The following is a 17,112-nucleotide window of genomic DNA, read 5'->3' on the forward strand; positions in this document are numbered from 1 at the left end:
GGACATGACGGGCGAGTTAAGTGGATTTGATGCCGTCGCGGAAGCCCGATCGGCCCGGAATGTCCTGGATATCCATTGGTCCCGGATCTGTTCGCGCCTGCAGGCCGAGGTTGGCGAGGTCGAATACCGTACCTGGCTGAAGCAGATCAGCATCGGCCCCGTGGACGGGGACGAGATCACCCTGAACCTGCCGACCCGCTTCCTGCGCGACTGGGTGCGCACCCAGTATGGCGACCGGCTGAGCGCCCTGTGGAATGCCGAGCTTCCGGCGATCCGCCGCGTGGAACTGCAGGTCGGCCGTCCGGAAGGCGCGGCCGACGGTGCCGCCCCCGCGCCCGCCGACCCGCCGGTGGCCGCGACGCCGGCCACCGCCGCGATCGTGGGCGACGAGCGGGTGCCGGAAAACCGCAACGACCTCGCGGCGCCGCTCGACCCGCGCTTCACCTTCGATACGTTCGTGGTCGGCAAGCCGAACGAATTCGCCTATGCCTGCGCCCGCCGGGTGGCCGAACGGCCGTCCAGCCCCGGGTTCAACCCGCTGTTCCTGTATGGCGGCGTCGGGCTGGGCAAGACCCACCTGATGCATGCCATCGGGTCGGAGCTGGTGCGGGGCGGGGCGGTCTCGGTCGCCTACATGTCCGCCGAGAAATTCATGTACCGCTTCATTGCCGCCATCCGGTCGCAATCGACGATGGAGTTCAAGGAGCAGTTGCGGTCGGTCGACGTGCTGATGATCGACGACCTGCAGTTCCTGATCGGCAAGGACAACACACAGGAAGAATTCTTCCATACCTTCAACGCGCTGGTCGATGCCGGGCGGCAGATCGTGGTGTCGGCCGACAAGTCGCCGTCCGACCTGTCGGGGCTGGAGGACCGGCTGCGCACCCGTCTGGGCTGCGGCATGGTGGCGGACATCCATGCCACGACGTTCGAACTGCGGATCTCGATCCTGGAATCCAAGGCGGCGGCCTCGGGCGTCGCGGTGCCGGCCAAGGTGCTGGAATTCCTGGCGCACAAGATCACCTCGAACGTGCGCGAACTGGAAGGCGCGCTGAACCGGCTGATCGCCCATGCCAACCTGTTCGGCCGGCCGGTGACGCTGGAAGCGACGCAGGATGTGCTGCACGACATCCTCAAGGCCCATGACCGGCGGGTGACGATCGAGGAAATCCAGCGCAAGGTGTCCGAACACTGGAACATCCGCCTGACGGACATGTCCTCGGCCCGGCGTGCCCGCGCCGTGGCGCGCCCCCGGCAGGTGGCGATGTACCTGGCCAAGCAGTTGACCAGCCGCTCGCTGCCGGAAATCGGGCGCAAGTTCGGCAATCGCGACCATACGACCGTCATGCACGCCGTCGCCCGCGTGACCGAACTGATGGAACGCGACACCGCGTTCGCCGAGGACGTGGAACTGCTTCGCCGCATGCTGGAAAGCTGACGGGAAGCCGCCTCTTTCGGGGGCCTTTCCGCGGTTGCCGGGGGCTGCTACTGTCAGGGCATCAACCCTGATACGCGACTGCCGGACAACGATCCGGGTGATCCGTTGCCGGAACCCATTCCCCCGTCAGGCCGGCCGCAGCGGGTTGGCCTCGGGCAAGGAGAGTCTCTACCCATGAAGCTGAAGGCTGACCGCGCGACATTGCTGAAGGCGCTGGCCCACATCCAGAGCGTCGCCGAGAAGCGGAATACCATTCCGATCCTGGCCAATGTCCTGATCAATGTCGCGGATGGACGGCTGACGCTGACCGCCACCGACATGGAAATCGCGGTGGTCGAGGAAATCGGGGCCGAGACCAGCCGCAACGGCGCGGTGACCGCCCCGGCCGCCGTGCTGTACGAGATCGCGCGCAAGCTGCCCGACGGGGTCGCGATCGAACTGGACCATACCGGCGGCGACGCGCCGCTGGCATTGCGGGCCGGCCGCTACGCCACCAGCCTGAACGTGCTGGATGTCGATGACTTCCCTTCGATGATGGCCGGGACGCTGCCGTACCATTTCACGATGCCGGCCGCGGTGCTGCGCGGGCTGATCGACCGGACGCGCTTCGCCATCTCGACCGAGGAGACGCGCTATTACCTGAACGGCATCTACCTGCATGTCGCGGCAGGTGATGAAGGCAGCATGCTGCGCGCGGTGGCCACCGACGGGCACCGCCTGGCCCGTGTCGAGACCGAGGTCCCGCCGGGCGCCGAGGAGATGCCCGGTGTCATCGTGCCCCGCAAGACAGTCGCGGAACTGCGCAAGCTGCTGGACGAGGGGACCGAGGACGTGGCGGTGGGCCTGTCCGATACCCGCATCCAGTTCACGGTCGGCACCGTGACCCTGACCTCGAAGCTGATCGACGGGACGTTCCCGGAATATGATCGCGTCATCCCGCGCGGAAACGACAAGATCCTGCGCGTCGGCAAGCGTGATTTTTCCGATGCGGTCGCGCGTGTCGCCGCGATCAGCCAGGAGCGGTCGCGCCCCGTCAAGCTGTCGATCGGCCACAACCTGCTGACCCTGTCGGCGGTCAGCCCCGACCAGGGCACCGCGAAGGAAGAACTGGACGACAATTACGTCACCTACGATTCCACGCCGCTGGAAATCGGCTTCCAGGCCCGCTACCTGAACGACATCACGGACCAGATCGACAAGGATGTCGAATTCGCGTTTTCGGACAGTTCCGCGCCGACGATCGTCCGTGACGTGGCCAGCCCTTCGGCGTTGTACGTCCTGATGCCGATGCGGGTCTGACCAGGACCCGACCCGCTGCGTCTTCGATCCGCTGCATCATGGCGCGTCTCGACCGGCTGGCGCTGACGGATTTCAGGAACTACCGGCACCTGGCCTGGCGGCCCGAGGCGCCCGTCACCGTGGTGACGGGCGAAAACGGCAGCGGCAAGACCAATCTTCTGGAAGCCCTGTCGCTGCTGGTGCCCGGGCGCGGCCTGCGCGGCGCGCGCAGTGCCGAGATGGCCCGTCACGGCACCACGATCTGGGGCGTCGCGGCGCGCTTCACCGGGCCCGACGGCGCCCCCTTCGACATCGCCACCGGCAGCGATCCGGCGCGGCCGGAACGGCGGGTCTTCCGCCGTGACGGCGAAACCCTGCGCAGTCGCGCGGCCCTGGCCGATCACCTGTCCGCCGTCTGGCTGACCCCGCAGATGGACCGCCTGTTCCAGGACGGCCTGCCGGGCCGGCGGCGCTTCCTGGACCGTCTGGTCCTGGCGCTGGAACCCGGCCACGCGCGCGAACTGGCGGCGCATGACCAGGCCATGGGCCAGCGCAATCGCCTGCTGGCGGCGGGACGCGCCGATCCGGGCTGGCTGTCGGCGCTGGAGGATTCGATGGCGCGCCATGCCGTCGCGGCCTCGGCCGCGCGGCTGGCGCTGGTGACGCAGTTGAACGGCGAGGCGGCGCATACGGTGCCGGACGGCTTTCCCCCGGCGCGGCTCGATATCCTGTGCCCCATCGTCCAGCAATTGCGCGACCGGCCGGCACTGGCGGTGGAGGATTGGCTGCGCGGACGGCTGGCGGCCGGCCGGGCGGCCGATGGCGCGCGCGGCGGGGCAGGGATGGGGGCCCATCGGGCCGACATGGCGCTGTCGGACCAGGCCAGCGGCCGCCCGGCGGCACAGGCCAGCACCGGCCAGCAGAAGGCCCTGCTGCTGGGGGTGGTGCTGGCCCACGCGGCGCTGATGACGCGCAGCCGGGGCGAGGCACCGATGATCCTGCTCGACGAACCGCTGGTGCATCTGGACGAGGCGCGGCGGGCGGCCCTGTTTCGCAGCGTGGGCGCGTTCGACGCCACGGTCCTGATGACCGGAACCGATGCCGATCAGTTCGCCCCGCTGCGCGGCCGGGCGGGATTCGTCTCCCCCCGCAATGGCGCGCTGGACGGGAAGCCTGTATGATCGCGTCTTTCGACCACGATCCCAATCTGGAGCATCTGCCCGGTATGTCCGATCAATCCAATCCCGTTCAGAAAACCGATGCGGATATGCCAGACGCGGATATGCCCAATTCGGACGCGACCGGGACCCTGCCCGACGATTCGGACTACGACGCGGCGTCCATTTCGGTCCTGAAAGGGCTGGATGCGGTGCGCAAGCGCCCCGGCATGTATATCGGCGATACCGATGACGGTTCGGGCCTGCACCACATGGCGTTCGAGATCATCGACAACGCGGTGGACGAAGCCCAGGCCGGATTCGCCACAAGCTGCATCGTGACCCTGAACGGTGACGGCAGCGTCACGGTGCGCGACAACGGGCGCGGCATTCCCACCGACATGCATGCCGAGGAAGGCGTCAGCGCGGCCGAGGTCGTGCTGACCAAGCTGCATGCCGGCGGCAAGTTCAACCAGAATTCCTACAAGGTGTCGGGCGGCCTGCACGGCGTGGGCGCCGCGGTGGTCAACGCCCTGTCGGAATGGATGGAAGTCCGGATCTGGCGCAACGGGCAGGAGCATATGATCCGCTTCCGCCACGGCGAGCGCGACGCCCCCCTGACCGTGGTGGGGCCGAGCGACGAGCCGCGCGGCACGCAGGTGACGTTCAAGCCCAGCATCGGGACCTTCACCAGGGTGGAGTTCGAATTCGCGATCCTGGAACGCCGGATGCGGGAACTGGCGTTCCTGAATTCCGGCCTGCAGATCGTGCTGCGCGACGAGCGCCACACCCCGACGCGCGAGGAGAATTTTCACTTCCAGGGCGGGCTGGCGGCCTTCGTCGAATGGCTGGATCGCGGCAAGTCGTCGATCGTCGATCCGCCGATCACCGGCAGCCTGCAGAACGAGGACAACGGCATCAAGGTCGAATTCGCCCTGACCTGGAACGACAGCTTCCACGAGACGATGCTGTGCTTCACCAACAACATCCCGCAGCGGGACGGCGGGTCGCACCTGGCGGGCTTCCGCCAGGCGCTGACGCGCGTGGTGGGCAAATATGCCGAAAGCAACGCCAGCAAGAAGGACAGCCAGTCCCTGGTGGGCGAGGACATGCGCGAGGGCATGACCGCCGTGCTGTCGGTCAAGGTGCCCGACCCGAAATTCTCGTCCCAGACCAAGGACAAGCTCGTCTCGTCCGAGGTGCAGCCGGTGGTCCATGCGGCGGCGTCCGACATGATCGCCCATTGGTTCGAGACCCACCCCAAGGAAGCGCGCGCGATCGTCGCGAAGGTGATGGACGCCGCGGCGGCGCGCGAGGCCGCGCGGCGCGCGCGCGAACTGACCCGGCGCAAGGGCGTGCTGGACGTGTCCTCGCTGCCCGGCAAGCTGGCGGATTGCCAGGAACGCGACCCGGCGCGCTCGGAACTGTTCATCGTCGAGGGGGATTCGGCGGGTGGCACGGCCAAGCAGGGACGCGACCGGCGCTTCCAGGCCATCCTGCCGCTGAAGGGCAAGATCCTGAATGTCGAGCGCGCGCGCTTCGACCGCATGCTGGGCTCGGCCGAGGTCGGGACGCTGATCACGGCGCTGGGCACCGGCATCGGGCGCGGCGACGTCGACCAGGGCGGGTTTTCGATCGACAAGCTGCGCTATCACCGCGTCGTCATCATGACGGACGCCGACGTGGACGGATCGCATATCCGCACGCTGCTGCTGACGTTCTTCTTCCGCCAGATGCCCGAGTTGATCGAGCGCGGGCACCTGTATATCGCGCAGCCGCCGCTCTATCGCGCCAAGCGCGGCAATGACGAACGCTATTTGAAGGACGATGCGGCGCTGGAGCAGTATCTGCTGGACAAGGCGCTGGCCAATGCGTCCCTGCGCTATGGCGACGGGCGGGTGGTCGCGGGGGCGGACCTTGCGGCCGACATGGCGTTCCTGCGGGACGTGACCCGCGCGCTGCAGCGCCTGACGCTGCGCGCGCCGCTCTGGATCCTGGAACAGGCCGCCATCGCCGGCGCGCTGAATGCCGACACGGCGACGGTCCAGACCCGGGTGGCCGCCCTGCAGGCCCAACTGGACGAGGTTTCCCTGCCCAACGAACGTGGATGGAAGGTCGTGGCCAGCGCCGACGGGCTGGAAATGGCCCGCAGCGTGCGTGGCGTGGGCGAGGTCTATCGCCTGGACCCCGCGACCCTGCGCAGTGCCGAGGTCCGGTGGCTGGCCGAACGCGCCGAGCGGCTGGCCACGGATTTCGCCGGCAAGGTCGAGCTGACGCTGGACACCACGACCCGGGCGGCCGATGGCCCGGCATCGCTGTACGAGCGTATCCTGGCCCAGGGACGGCGCGGACTGTCGATCAACCGCTTCAAGGGCCTGGGCGAGATGAACGATGCCCAGTTGTGGGAAACCACGCTGGACCCTGCCATGCGCACGCTGTTGCAGGTCAAGGTGGGCGACGTGGAAAACGCCGCCCAGGTTTTCTCGACCCTGATGGGCGATGTCGTGGAACCGCGCCGCGACTTCATCGTCGGCAACGCGCTGAAGGTCGCCAACCTCGACGTGTAGGCGATCCCGGCGGCGCCATGACACCCCCGATATCTGAGCAGAGGAGGGCACCGATGCCCCTGTCGATGCGCAGGCTTGCTGATCTGTCCCGGAAACTTGTCGTTGGCTTGGCCGCTGGGAGCTTGGCCGTCGGGGTGGCGCCTCGGGCCATGGCGACCGAAACGCCGCCGCAGATCGACCATACCTATGGCGTCTATGCCGACGGTCTGCGGGCGCTGACCATCACCGCGCGCTATGCCATCACGCCGGACGGGTATGCCATCCGTTCGACCATGCGCAGCGCCGGCATCCTGGGCTGGGTGGTCCGCATGAACCTGACGTCACAGGCGACGGGGCATTTCGTCCCTGACGGCGTGAATCCGGTCAGCTTCGACAGTGCGGGCTATTCGCGGGGCGCGGACCGGCATGTGGTGCTGGATTACAATGACGGACGCGCGCATATCGCGCTCGAGACCCCGCCCGAGCCCAGCCGCGAGCCCATACCGGCCGAATCGCTGGCCCCGGCGAAGGATACGCTCAGCGCCCTGATCCAGATGCAGCGGACGGTCCGGGCGCACCATAGCTGCGACGGCTCCGCCATCGTCTTCGACGGCGCCCGCCTGCTGCGGGTGCAGGCCTGGACGGTGGGCCAGCAGGATATGCCCGACGATTCCCGCCAGCCCTATCACGGGTCGGCGCTGCGCTGCGACTTCACCGACGTGCAGATCGCCGGTTTCCGGCAGTCCGACGGCCCCGGATCGGCGGCCCGCAAGACGATCCAGGGCAAGGTCTGGTTTCAGGATGTGCCCGGCGACGGGCTGACGATCGTGCGCGTCCTGTTCGACCATCCGAAGTTCGGACGGCTGGCCATCGTCATGCAGGGATAAGCTGGCCGGCGATGTGGGGGATTTCGGTCATCGAATCGGCGCCGATCGTGGCGCCGGCTTCCATGTCCGGACGGCCGTAGCCCCACCGGGCGAAGACCGAGCGCACGTGGGCGCCCTTGGCCGCGAAGATGTCGTTGTGATGGTCGCCCACCATGATCGCGCGGTCGGCATGGCCATGGGCCAGCCCGATCGTGCCCAGCAGGTGGGCGGGGTCCGGCTTGCGGACCGGGAAGGAATCGCCGCCGCCGATGGCGTCGAACCATTCCGTCAGTCCCAGTTCACTGACGATGCGCCGCGCCGCCGCCACCGGCTTGTTGGTGCAGATGGCCAGGGTCCAGCCCGCGTCCCGCAGCGTCTTCAGGGCATATTCGGTGCCGGGGAACGGTCGCGACTGTTCGGTCGCGCGCGGCGTGTAGTCCGCCATGTAGCGGTCCACGGCCTGCTGCACGTCGATTCCCGCCGCAGGCGTGCCGGCGTGGGCCAGAAGGCGGCGCACCAGGGCCGCCACGCCGTCCCCCACCATGCCGCGAACCAGGTCGGGCGAAATCCCGGGCAGGCCATACCCGGTCAGCAGCCGGTCGGCGCTGGCCGCCAGGTCCGGCAGGCTGTCCAGCAGGGTGCCGTCCATGTCGAACACGGCGATGCGGGGCGTGGGGGTGGCGGGCATGACGTCTCCTGCAAGATGGCGGTCGGCGGGATGGGCGATGCGATCGATCGCAGTATTTCGTAAACCTAAGTGATGCTCATGCATTGCGCCAAGGTTTGACAGGTCCGATGCCCGCCCGCTACCCGCATGCCATGAATGCCACCGTCCCGTCCGCGGCGCCCGCTGACCTGCCCGCCCATCGTCCCGCCACCGCCGTCATCCTGGCGGCCGGGATGGGGACGCGCATGAAGTCCGATCGTCCGAAGGTGATGCACCCGCTGGCCGGGCAGCCGATGCTGCGCTACCTGCTGGACAATGCCGCCTCGGTCTTCGACCGGATCGTCGTCGTGGTCGGGCCGGGCATGGAGCAGGTCGCCGCCCTGGCCGCGCCGCACGCCGTCGTGGTGCAGCAGGATAGGCTGGGCACCGCCCATGCGGCGGCTCAGGCGGCCGACCTGTTCGGGTCCGGCGATGTCGCGGTCCTGTATGGCGACAACCCGCTGATCACGGTGGCCAGCATGCGCCGCATGCTGGCATGCCGGGCGGGCGAGGGGGGCAATGAGGGGGCTGGCCTGGCCCTGATGGCCATGCGGCCGCGCGATCCCGGACGCTATGGCCGCGTGGTGACGCAGGACGGGCTGGTCCGGCGCATCGTCGAATGGGCCGACGCGTCGGACGAGGAGCGGGCGATCACCCTGTGCAATGCCGGCGTGCTGTGCGCGGGGGCGGAGGATTTCCGCCGCTGGCTGGGTGCCGTGCGCAACGATAACGCCCAGGGCGAGTATTATCTGGGCGACGTGGTGGCCATGGCGGTGGCCGAAGGACGGCAGGTCCGTGCCGTCGAAGCACCCGAGGACGAGTTGCGCGGCATCAATTCCCGTGCCGAACTGGCCGAGGCCGAAGCCTGCGTGCAGCGCCGGCTGCGCGCCGCGGCGCTGGATGGCGGGGCGACGCTGGTGGCGCCCGAAACGGTGTTCCTGGCCGCCGACACGGTGCTGGAACCCGACGTTCTGGTCCAGCCCCATGTCGTCTTCGGGCCGGGCGTGACGGTGCGGCGGGGGGCGGAAATCCGCGCCTTCAGTCATCTGGAAGGCTGCGTGGTCGGGCCGGGGGCGCTGATCGGCCCCTATGCGCGGCTGCGGCCGGGCAGCGATGTCGGGGCCGCCGCCCATGTCGGCAATTTCGTCGAACTGAAGGCCACGACCCTGGGGGCGGGGGCGAAGGCCAATCACCTGTCCTATCTGGGCGATGCGACGATCGGCCCGGCGACGAATATCGGCGCGGGCACGATTACCTGCAATTATGACGGGGTGTTCAAGCACCGGACGGAAATCGGCGCGGGATGCTTCGTGGGCTCGAACGCGATCCTGGTCGCCCCCGTGCGGATCGGCGACGGCGCGCTGGTCGCTGCCGGCAGCGTCATCACCCAGGATGTGCCGCCCGACGCCATGGCGCTGGGCCGGGCCCGGCAGACGAACAAGGACGGACGCGGGGCCAGCTTGCAGGCGGCGCTGCGCAGGAAGAAGGAACAGGGCTGATGTGCGGCATTGTCGGCGTCGTCGGGTGCAAGTGTGCGACCCCGGTCATCTTCGACGCCCTGCGGCGGCTGGAATATCGCGGCTATGATTCCGCCGGGATCGCGACCCTGGTCGACGGCCGGATCGAACGGCGCCGCGCGGCGGGCAAGCTGGACAACCTGGCGGCGCTGCTGGAGCGCGAGCCGCTGGCCGGCGTGACCGGAATCGGCCACACCCGCTGGGCGACCCACGGCGCGCCGACCGAGAACAATGCCCACCCCCACGGCACCGAACGCGTCTCGGTGGTCCATAACGGCATCATCGAGAATTTCGAGGAATTGCGGCGCGAACTGGAGCAGGCCGGTCACGTCTTCACGACCGAGACCGACAGCGAAACCGTCGCCCAGTTGGTCGATTTCCACCTGGCGCGGGGCCTGTCGCCGCGCGACGCGGCCTTCGCGGCGCTGCGCCGGCTGGAGGGCGCCTATGCGCTGGCGATGCTGTTCGCGGGTCATGACGGGCTGGTCATCGGCGCGCGGCACGGCGCGCCTCTGGTCGTGGGCTATGGCGAGCAGGAGATGTTCCTGGGATCGGACAGCCTGGCCCTGGCCCCGCTGACGCGGCGCATCGCCTACCTGGATGACGGGGATTGGGTGGTCGTGACGCGGGACGGCGCCGAATTCTTCGATGCCTCCGGCGAACGGGTGGAACGCGCCGTGCGCACCACCGCGCTGATCGCGGGTTCGGTCGGCAAGGACGGCTATCGCCACTACATGGAAAAGGAACTGCACGAACACCCGGTGGTGATCGGCCAGACCCTGCAGCGGCTGATCGACCCCGCCACGCGGCGGGTCGTGCTGCCCGACCTGCCGTTCGACTTGGCCAGCGTGCCGCGCGCCGTGGTCACGGCATGCGGGTCGGCCTTCTATGCCGGCATGATCGGCCGTTACTGGCTGGAAGGCATTGCCCGCCTGCCGGTCGATATCGATGTGGCCAGCGAGATGCGCTATCGCGATCCGCCGCTGACGCCGGGCGGGCTGGGCCTGCTGATCTCGCAATCCGGCGAGACGGCGGACACGCTGGCCGCCTTGCGCGGCATGCGTGCCCGCCAGCAGCACATCGTGTCGGTCCTGAATGTCGAGCAGAGCACGATAGCCCGCGAAAGCGACGTCGTGCTGGGTACGGTCGCCGGCCCCGAGATCTCGGTGGCCAGCACCAAGGCGTTCACCGCGCAATTGTCGGTCCTGGCCTGCCTGGCCATCGCGGCGGGCCGCCTGCGGGGCACGGTGTCGGCCGAGCGCGAGCAGGAGATGGTGGCGGCCCTGCTGGACCTGCCCAGCCGGGCGAGCGAGGTGTTCGACCAGGCCCCGGCGATCCGCGAGATGGCGGCGGTCGTGGCGAACGCGCGCGACGTGCTGTATCTGGGGCGCGGATCGTCCTTCCCCGTCGCGCTGGAAGGCGCGCTGAAGCTGAAGGAAGTGTCCTATATCCACGCCGAGGCCTATGCCGCCGGCGAGATGAAACACGGACCGATCTCGCTGATCGACCAGACGGTGCCGATCGTGGCCACCGTGCCGTCCGGCCCCCTGTTCGAGAAGACGGTGTCGAACCTGCAGGAAGCCCGCGCCCGTGGCGGCCGCCTGCTGGTCTTCACCGACACGAAGGGCGCCGAGCGCCTGCGGGGGCTGGCGGAAATCGTGGTCGCGATACCGACGGTCGATGAATTCACGTCCCCCGTGCTGCAGACCATCCCGGTGCAGATGCTGGCGTACGAGGTTGCGCTGCTGAAGGGCACGGACGTGGACCAGCCCCGCAACCTGGCCAAGTCCGTCACCGTCGAATAACGCTCTGGAATAGCGGTCCCGGGGGCTTTTCCCGCATCCGCTGTTGTCATCCGCCGCGCGAGGAAACATCCTCCGCACGACCCGCGAGTGAGGACTCGATGGGGATGAGAGCAAGGTCGGCGCGCGACGCGCCGATGAACTTGCCACGGGAAGGAGCGACGACCATGGAACAGGCTGAATCCGGCGCGCGGTTGCGGGTTCTGGTGCGTGGGGCCGGGGTGGCCGGCCTGACCAGCGCCGTGACGCTGGCCGAGCGGGGGGCGGATGTCACCCTGCTGGAAGTCAGCGCGGAACTGGGCGCGGGGGCTGCGTCATGGATGGCCGGCGGCATGCTCGCCCCGTGGTGCGAGGCCGAATCCGCCCCGCCCGAGGTCACGCGCGATTCGCTGGAATCGGTCGATTGGTGGGCGTCGCATGTGCCCGGGGTCGTGCGCAACGGCACCCTGGTCCTGGCCCCGCCGCGTGACGAGGGCGACATCGCGCGGTTCGGCCGGCGGACCAGCCATTTCGACCTGGTGGACGCCGCCCGCATCGCCGAATTGGAGCCCGACCTGGACGGGCGATTCAACAAGGGCCTGTTCTTCCCCGCCGAGGGCCATGTCGATCCGCGCCTGGCCCTCGCCGCGCTGCGCGACCGGCTGGTCGCGCTGGGCGGCACGGTGCGGATGAACGCCCCGGCCGGGGACGTGCCCGCCGACCTTGCCGCCGGCGGGTTCGACCGGGTGGTGGACTGCACCGGCGTCGCGGCGCGACCCCACCTCAAGGGGCTGCGGGCCATGCGGGGGGAAATGCTGCTGCTGCGCTGCCCCGACGTGACGCTGCATCGTCCCGTGCGCATGCTTCATCCGCGCATTCCGGTTTACATTGTGCCGCGTGCCGACCATCTGTTCATGGTCGGGGCCACGATGGTGGAAAGCGAAAATGCCGGGGGCATGACCCTTCGCTCGATGGTGGAGCTGCTGACCGCCGCCTACGTGCTGCATCCCGCGTTCGGCGAGGCGGAGATCGTCGAAACCGGGGTGGGGTTGCGGCCGGCCTATCCCGACAACGTGCCCGCCGTCACCGTCCAGGGCCGGACGGTCTATGTGAACGGGATGTACCGGCACGGTTTCCTGCTGTCGCCGTCACGGGCGCGGCAGGCCGCGGATATCGTGTTCGGCACGGCCGAGGCCGCCGCCTGAACCAAAGGGTCAAGGAGGGAAGATGAGGATTCTGGTAAACGAGGAGCCGCGCGAGGTCTCCACCGCGACCCTGGCCGCCCTGCTCGACGAACTGGGATATGGCGGCGCCCGGGTGGCGACGGCGGTCAACGGTGATTTCGTGCCCGTTTCGCGCCGTGCCGCGCTGACGCTGGACGAGGGGGCGCGGGTCGAAATCCTGGCCCCCATGCAGGGGGGCTGAGCCCATGCTGTTTTATGGAACCGAACTGAAATCGCGCCTGATGCTGGGCACCGCGCAATATCCGTCGCCCGAGATCCTGTCCGACGCGGTGCGCGCCGCCGAGGCCGGTGTGGTGACGGTGTCGTTGCGCCGCGAGTCCGCGGGCCAGAGGGCCGGTCAGGCCTTCTGGTCGATGATCCGGGACCTGGGCGTGCCGGTGCTGCCCAATACGGCGGGCTGCCATACGGTCAAGGAAGCGGTGACCACCGCCCACATGGCCCGCGAGGTATTCGACACCGACTGGATCAAGCTGGAGGTCATCGGCGAGTCAGACACGCTGCAGCCCGACATGTTCGGGCTGGTCGAGGCCGCGCGCATCCTGTCCCGGGACGGGTTCAAGGTGTTTCCCTACATGACCGAGGACCTGGTGGGCGCCGAACGCCTGCTGCAGGCGGGATGCGAGGTCCTGATGCCCTGGGGCGCGCCCATCGGGTCGGGCAAGGGGCTGAACAACGTGTTCGGCCTGCGCGCGCTGCGGGCGCATTTCCCCGACGTGCCGCTGGTCGTCGATGCCGGGATCGGCCTGCCGTCGCACGCGGCGCAGGCGATGGAACTGGGCTATGACGCCGTGCTGATCAACACCGCCGTGGCCAAGGCCGGCGACCCGGTGCGCATGGCCCGCGCATTCCGCCTGGCGGTCGAGGCCGGGCTGATCGCGCGCGAGGCCGACCCGATTGAGGAACGTGACATGGCCGCACCCTCGACCCCGGTGCTGGGCCGGGCGATGCTGGCATGAGGGCTCTGGCATGAGGAAGCTGGTATGAGGAAGCTGGTATGAGCCTGGCGTCGCGTATCTATCCCGTTGTCGACCGGGCGGACTGGATCGACCGGCTGGGCGGGGCGGGGGCGCGCCTGATCCAGTTGCGCGTCAAGGATCTGCAGGGGGCGGCGCTGCTGGCGGAAATCCGCGCGGCGAAGGCCCATGCCGCGCGCCATGGCGTGACGCTGGTGTTGAACGATTATTGGCGCCTGGCCCTGGATGAGGGGATCGATTTCATTCACCTGGGCCAGGAAGACCTGGATACCGCCGATGTCGCCGCGATCCGCGCCGGCGGCATCCGCCTGGGGGTCAGCACGCATTCGACGGACGAACTGGACCGCGCCCTGTCGGTCGCGCCCGACTATGTCGCGCTGGGCCCCGTCTGGCCGACGAAGCTGAAGAAGATGCCGTGGGCACCCCAGGGGGTGGAACGGCTGGCGGAATGGAAGCGGCTGGTCGGTCCGGTGCCGCTGGTCGCCATCGGGGGAATCACGCTGGCGCGCGCGGCGTCGTGCATCGCGGCGGGGGCGGACTGCGTGTCCGCCGTATCCGATTTCACCGGCCAGCCGGACCCCGAGGCGCAGGTGCGCGCATGGCTGGCCGCGACCGGGGACATGACCTGAACCGGGTCGGATATGACTGATCCTCTTTCTGAGGATCATGTTTTACTGGTTTGTTATTGAAAGAAATAACAACCTGAACCGGTGAGGCCGCGTCGCCGCCACGGCCCTGTGTTTCAGCGCCGCAGCATAACGTGACCGGGCCGCGTCGTTGCCCGATTCCCGCCGGTATGCTTTTTCGGAACCGTCCGCGCGACACAGGCGCTAATCTTGCTACGCCTGATTCGGCGTGCGTGGATAGCCATCAGAAGGTCACACTCCCCACGACAGATCAGGTGCGGTGTGGACTGACAAGGAGACGATGACGGATGGCGGTGACGGGCCTGGCTGCGGTTCTTCTGGCGATTGCCGTGCTGCTGGTGATCGTCAGCGCCGTGCAGCCGATCGCCCGGCGCCTGGAACTGTCCGAAACGGTCCTGCTGGCGGTCGTCGGCATCCTGCTGGGCGGTTCCGCCGATCTGGTGCTGCGCAGTTCCTATACCGACCTGTTCAACGGCGCCGCCGAAACGCTGCTGGATTTCCCGCTGAACAGCGAAGCCTTCCTGCTGATCTTCCTGCCGGCCCTGGTATTCCAGGGGGCGCTGGCGATCGATGTCCGGCGCCTGGCGCACGAGACGGCGACGGTGCTGCTGCTGGCGGTGGTGGCGGTGGTCGTGTCCACCGCCACGATCGGGCTGGCGCTGTTTCCCTTCGCCAGCCTGCCGCTGTCGGTGTGCCTGCTGCTGGGGTCGATCGTGGCGACCACCGACCCGTCGGCGGTGGCCGGCATCTTTCGTGATATCGGGGCGACCAGCCGGCTGACGCGCCTGGTCGAGGGCGAGGCCCTGCTGAACGACGCGGCCGCGATTTCGATCTTCTCGATCCTGCTGACGGCGGTGACGTCGCATCACCCCATCGCGCCGGGTGCGGCGCTGATGGATTTCACCCTGGCATTCAGCGGCGCCCTGGTGATGGGCGTGCTGTTCGGACGGCTGACCCTGCTGCTGATCACCATGCTGGGCGCGGCACCGGCGGCTGAAATCACGCTGACGGTGGCGCTGCCCTATATCGTCTACATCGTCTGCGACGAATTCCTGGGGTTCTCGGGGGTGGTCGCCACGGCGACGGCGGGGCTGACCCTGTCGGTCTACGGGCCTTCGACCTTCCGGCCGCAGACATGGCGGTTCCTGAACGAACTGTGGCAGCAACTGGTGTTCTGGGCGGGTTCGCTGGTGTTCGTGCTGGCGTCGATGCTGGTGCCGCGCCTGCTGGTGGGCATGACGCGCTGGGACTGCGTGCTGATCCTGATCGCGACGGGCGCGGGCCTGCTGGCGCGCGGCGCCGTGGTGTTCGGCCTGCTGCCCGTGCTGGCGGCGACGCGCCTGTCGCCCCCGGTGCCGAACCCGTTCAAGGTGACGATGGTCTGGGGCGGCCTGCGCGGCGCGATCACCCTGGCGCTGGCCCTGGCGGTGACCGAAAACGAGCATGTCGCGACCCCGGTGGCGCATTTCATCGGCATCATCGCCACCGGCTTTGTCCTGATCACCCTGTTCGTCAACGGCACGACGCTGCGCTATCTGGTCGTGTTCCTGAAGCTGGACCAGCTTTCGCCCATCGACCAGGCCCTGCGCCACCAGGTGCTGGGCATCGGCCTGGGCGAGGTGCGCGACCGCACCCATGAAATGGCCGAGGAACTGGGGTTTTCCCGCGCCGTGGCCGGCAATGTCATGAGCATGCTGGACCGCCGCGTGGCGGAAGAGGAACAGGCCAACACCTTCGACACGGCGCTGGCCGACCGGCAGCGGGTGACGCTGGCGCTGATCGTGGTGGCGAACAAGGAACGGTCGATCCTGCTGGACCTGTTCCGCATCCAGGGCCTGTCGCGCCCGGTGATGGAAACGCTGCTGCGCTCGGCCGAGGCGATGGTGGACGGTGCCCGGCTGGAAGGGCGGTTCGGCTACGTGCGCGCGCTGCGGCGGCGCCTGCGTCCCTCGATGCGCTTCCGGCTGGCGCAGGTGATCCATCACCGCTTCCATTTCGACCAGCCCCTGATGTCCTGCATGACCGAGCGGTTCGAAATGCTGATGATCAGCTATTTCGTCTCGCTGTCGCTGATCCGCTTCATGCGCACGCGCATGGAAGCGACGCTGGGCAGCCGCATCAGCGAGATCGTGGGCGAGGTCCTGGAACGCCAGCGCAAATTGCTGAACGAGGCGCTGCAGACGCTGCGGCTGCATTATCATGGGTATTCCGAGGCCCTGGAGAGCCGGCTGCTGCAGCAGGTCGCTCTCCGGCTGGAGGGCGAGGAATACGACGCGCTGATGTCCGAATCCCTGATCAGCGAGGAACTGCACCGGGAACTGAGTCGCGACGTCGAACGCCGGCGCGGCCAGCTCGATTTCAAGCTGACCTTCAACATCAAGGCGGGGATCGAGGCCCGGCTGCGCAGCCTGCCGGTCTTCCATGGCCTGCCGGACGAGGCGCTGCACGCGCTCGCCCCGCAGATGTCGATCCATTTCACCTCGCCGGGCGAGCGGCTGTACCATCGCGGACGGAAGGTGCGGATCGTCTATTTCATCAGCGCCGGCGTGACCGAGACGCATTATGCCGAGCATGATGTCCGCTTCGGCGCGGGCGATGTCCTGGGCGCGGACGAAGCCCTGTCGGGCGAGCGGGTGCATGCGGTCAGCCGCTCGCTGCAATTCGGGCATTTCCTGACCATGAGCGCGCGCCGCTTCCGCCGGCTGGTCGCGGAATATCCGGTCATCCAGCACAATCTGGCGGAACTGGCGCGGGCACGCGAAACGTCCGAACGATCCGAGGTCCAGCTTGTCCCGACCGATGGCGACAACACCGTGGCGCCTTCGGACGAGGCGATCGCCCTGGCGACGGCCTCGCTGTCCGACGCCCTGCCCGCGACGATGGGGCAGGACAGCCCGCCGTCCGGGGGCTGATCCCCGGTTTCACCTTCCCGGATTGTTTTGTTATCACGATGGAGTG

13 protein-coding genes are annotated in these 17,112 nt (G+C 68.4%); 12 read left to right on the forward strand and 1 reads right to left on the reverse strand.

All coding sequences use genetic code 11. From position 1 onward, the window contains the following. Nucleotides 1–4: 4 nt before the first annotated feature. From dnaA to GDIA_RS00030, 5 genes are all read left to right on the forward strand, one after another. Nucleotides 5–1,438 (forward strand): chromosomal replication initiator protein DnaA, encoded by a 1,434-nt coding sequence (gene dnaA / locus GDIA_RS00010; protein ID WP_012552917.1) that lies wholly within the window; start codon nt 5–7, stop codon nt 1,436–1,438. A 174-nt stretch (nt 1,439–1,612) separates the two neighbouring features. Continuing rightward, nucleotides 1,613–2,737, forward strand: coding sequence for a DNA polymerase III subunit beta (dnaN, locus tag GDIA_RS00015; protein WP_012225283.1), 1,125 nt, complete (start codon nt 1,613–1,615; stop codon nt 2,735–2,737). 38 nt (nt 2,738–2,775) lie between these two features. Beyond that, nucleotides 2,776–3,897: a DNA replication/repair protein RecF gene (gene recF / locus GDIA_RS00020; RefSeq protein WP_012552918.1), complete on the forward strand. Its 1,122-nt coding sequence runs from the start codon at nt 2,776–2,778 to the stop codon at nt 3,895–3,897. Nucleotides 3,898–3,983: 86 nt separating this feature from the next. Continuing rightward, nucleotides 3,984–6,440 (forward strand): DNA topoisomerase (ATP-hydrolyzing) subunit B, encoded by a 2,457-nt coding sequence (gene gyrB / locus GDIA_RS00025; protein ID WP_012552919.1) that lies wholly within the window; start codon nt 3,984–3,986, stop codon nt 6,438–6,440. Nucleotides 6,441–6,589: 149 nt separating this feature from the next. Beyond that, complete coding sequence (locus GDIA_RS00030) at nt 6,590–7,306, forward strand: DUF3108 domain-containing protein (RefSeq protein ID WP_244410150.1); 717 nt, start codon at nt 6,590–6,592, stop codon at nt 7,304–7,306. Here GDIA_RS00030 and GDIA_RS00035 read toward each other — a convergent pair. Continuing rightward, on the reverse strand, nt 7,293–7,973 hold the full coding sequence (locus GDIA_RS00035; RefSeq protein WP_012552921.1) for an HAD-IA family hydrolase: 681 nt from the start codon (nt 7,971–7,973) through the stop codon (nt 7,293–7,295). The two genes, GDIA_RS00030 and GDIA_RS00035, sit on opposite strands and share 14 nt — an antisense overlap. 131 nt (nt 7,974–8,104) lie before the next feature. Between GDIA_RS00035 and glmU the strand changes: the two genes are divergently transcribed. From glmU to GDIA_RS00070, 7 genes are all read left to right on the forward strand, one after another. Then, nucleotides 8,105–9,490 carry a bifunctional UDP-N-acetylglucosamine diphosphorylase/glucosamine-1-phosphate N-acetyltransferase GlmU gene (gene glmU, locus GDIA_RS00040; protein WP_012552922.1) on the forward strand — a complete coding sequence of 462 codons (1,386 nt, stop codon included), beginning with the start codon at nt 8,105–8,107 and terminating at the stop codon, nt 9,488–9,490. Continuing rightward, nucleotides 9,490–11,313: a glutamine--fructose-6-phosphate transaminase (isomerizing) gene (gene glmS, locus GDIA_RS00045; RefSeq protein ID WP_012225289.1), complete on the forward strand. Its 1,824-nt coding sequence runs from the start codon at nt 9,490–9,492 to the stop codon at nt 11,311–11,313. The genes glmU and glmS overlap by 1 nt, the downstream gene beginning before the upstream one ends. Nucleotides 11,314–11,477: 164 nt before the next feature. After that, on the forward strand, nt 11,478–12,494 hold the full coding sequence (gene thiO / locus GDIA_RS00050; RefSeq protein WP_012552923.1) for a glycine oxidase ThiO: 1,017 nt from the start codon (nt 11,478–11,480) through the stop codon (nt 12,492–12,494). Between the two features lie 22 nt (nt 12,495–12,516). Continuing rightward, nucleotides 12,517–12,714 (forward strand): sulfur carrier protein ThiS, encoded by a 198-nt coding sequence (thiS, locus tag GDIA_RS00055; protein ID WP_012225291.1) that lies wholly within the window; start codon nt 12,517–12,519, stop codon nt 12,712–12,714. Between the two features lie 4 nt (nt 12,715–12,718). Beyond that, a complete protein-coding gene (locus GDIA_RS00060; RefSeq protein ID WP_012225292.1) occupies nt 12,719–13,489 on the forward strand; it encodes a thiazole synthase in 771 nt (256 codons plus the stop codon). 38 nt (nt 13,490–13,527) lie between these two features. After that, nucleotides 13,528–14,136, forward strand: a complete 609-nt coding sequence (locus GDIA_RS00065) for a thiamine phosphate synthase (RefSeq protein ID WP_012225293.1) — start codon at nt 13,528–13,530, stop codon at nt 14,134–14,136. A 305-nt stretch (nt 14,137–14,441) separates the two neighbouring features. Beyond that, entirely contained in the window at nt 14,442–17,066 is a 2,625-nt protein-coding gene (locus GDIA_RS00070; RefSeq protein ID WP_012552924.1) for a cation:proton antiporter domain-containing protein, read from the forward strand. Nucleotides 17,067–17,112 lie beyond the last annotated feature (46 nt).

This window comes from Gluconacetobacter diazotrophicus PA1 5, assembly GCF_000021325.1.
Classification (GTDB): Bacteria; Pseudomonadota; Alphaproteobacteria; order Acetobacterales; family Acetobacteraceae; genus Gluconacetobacter; species Gluconacetobacter diazotrophicus.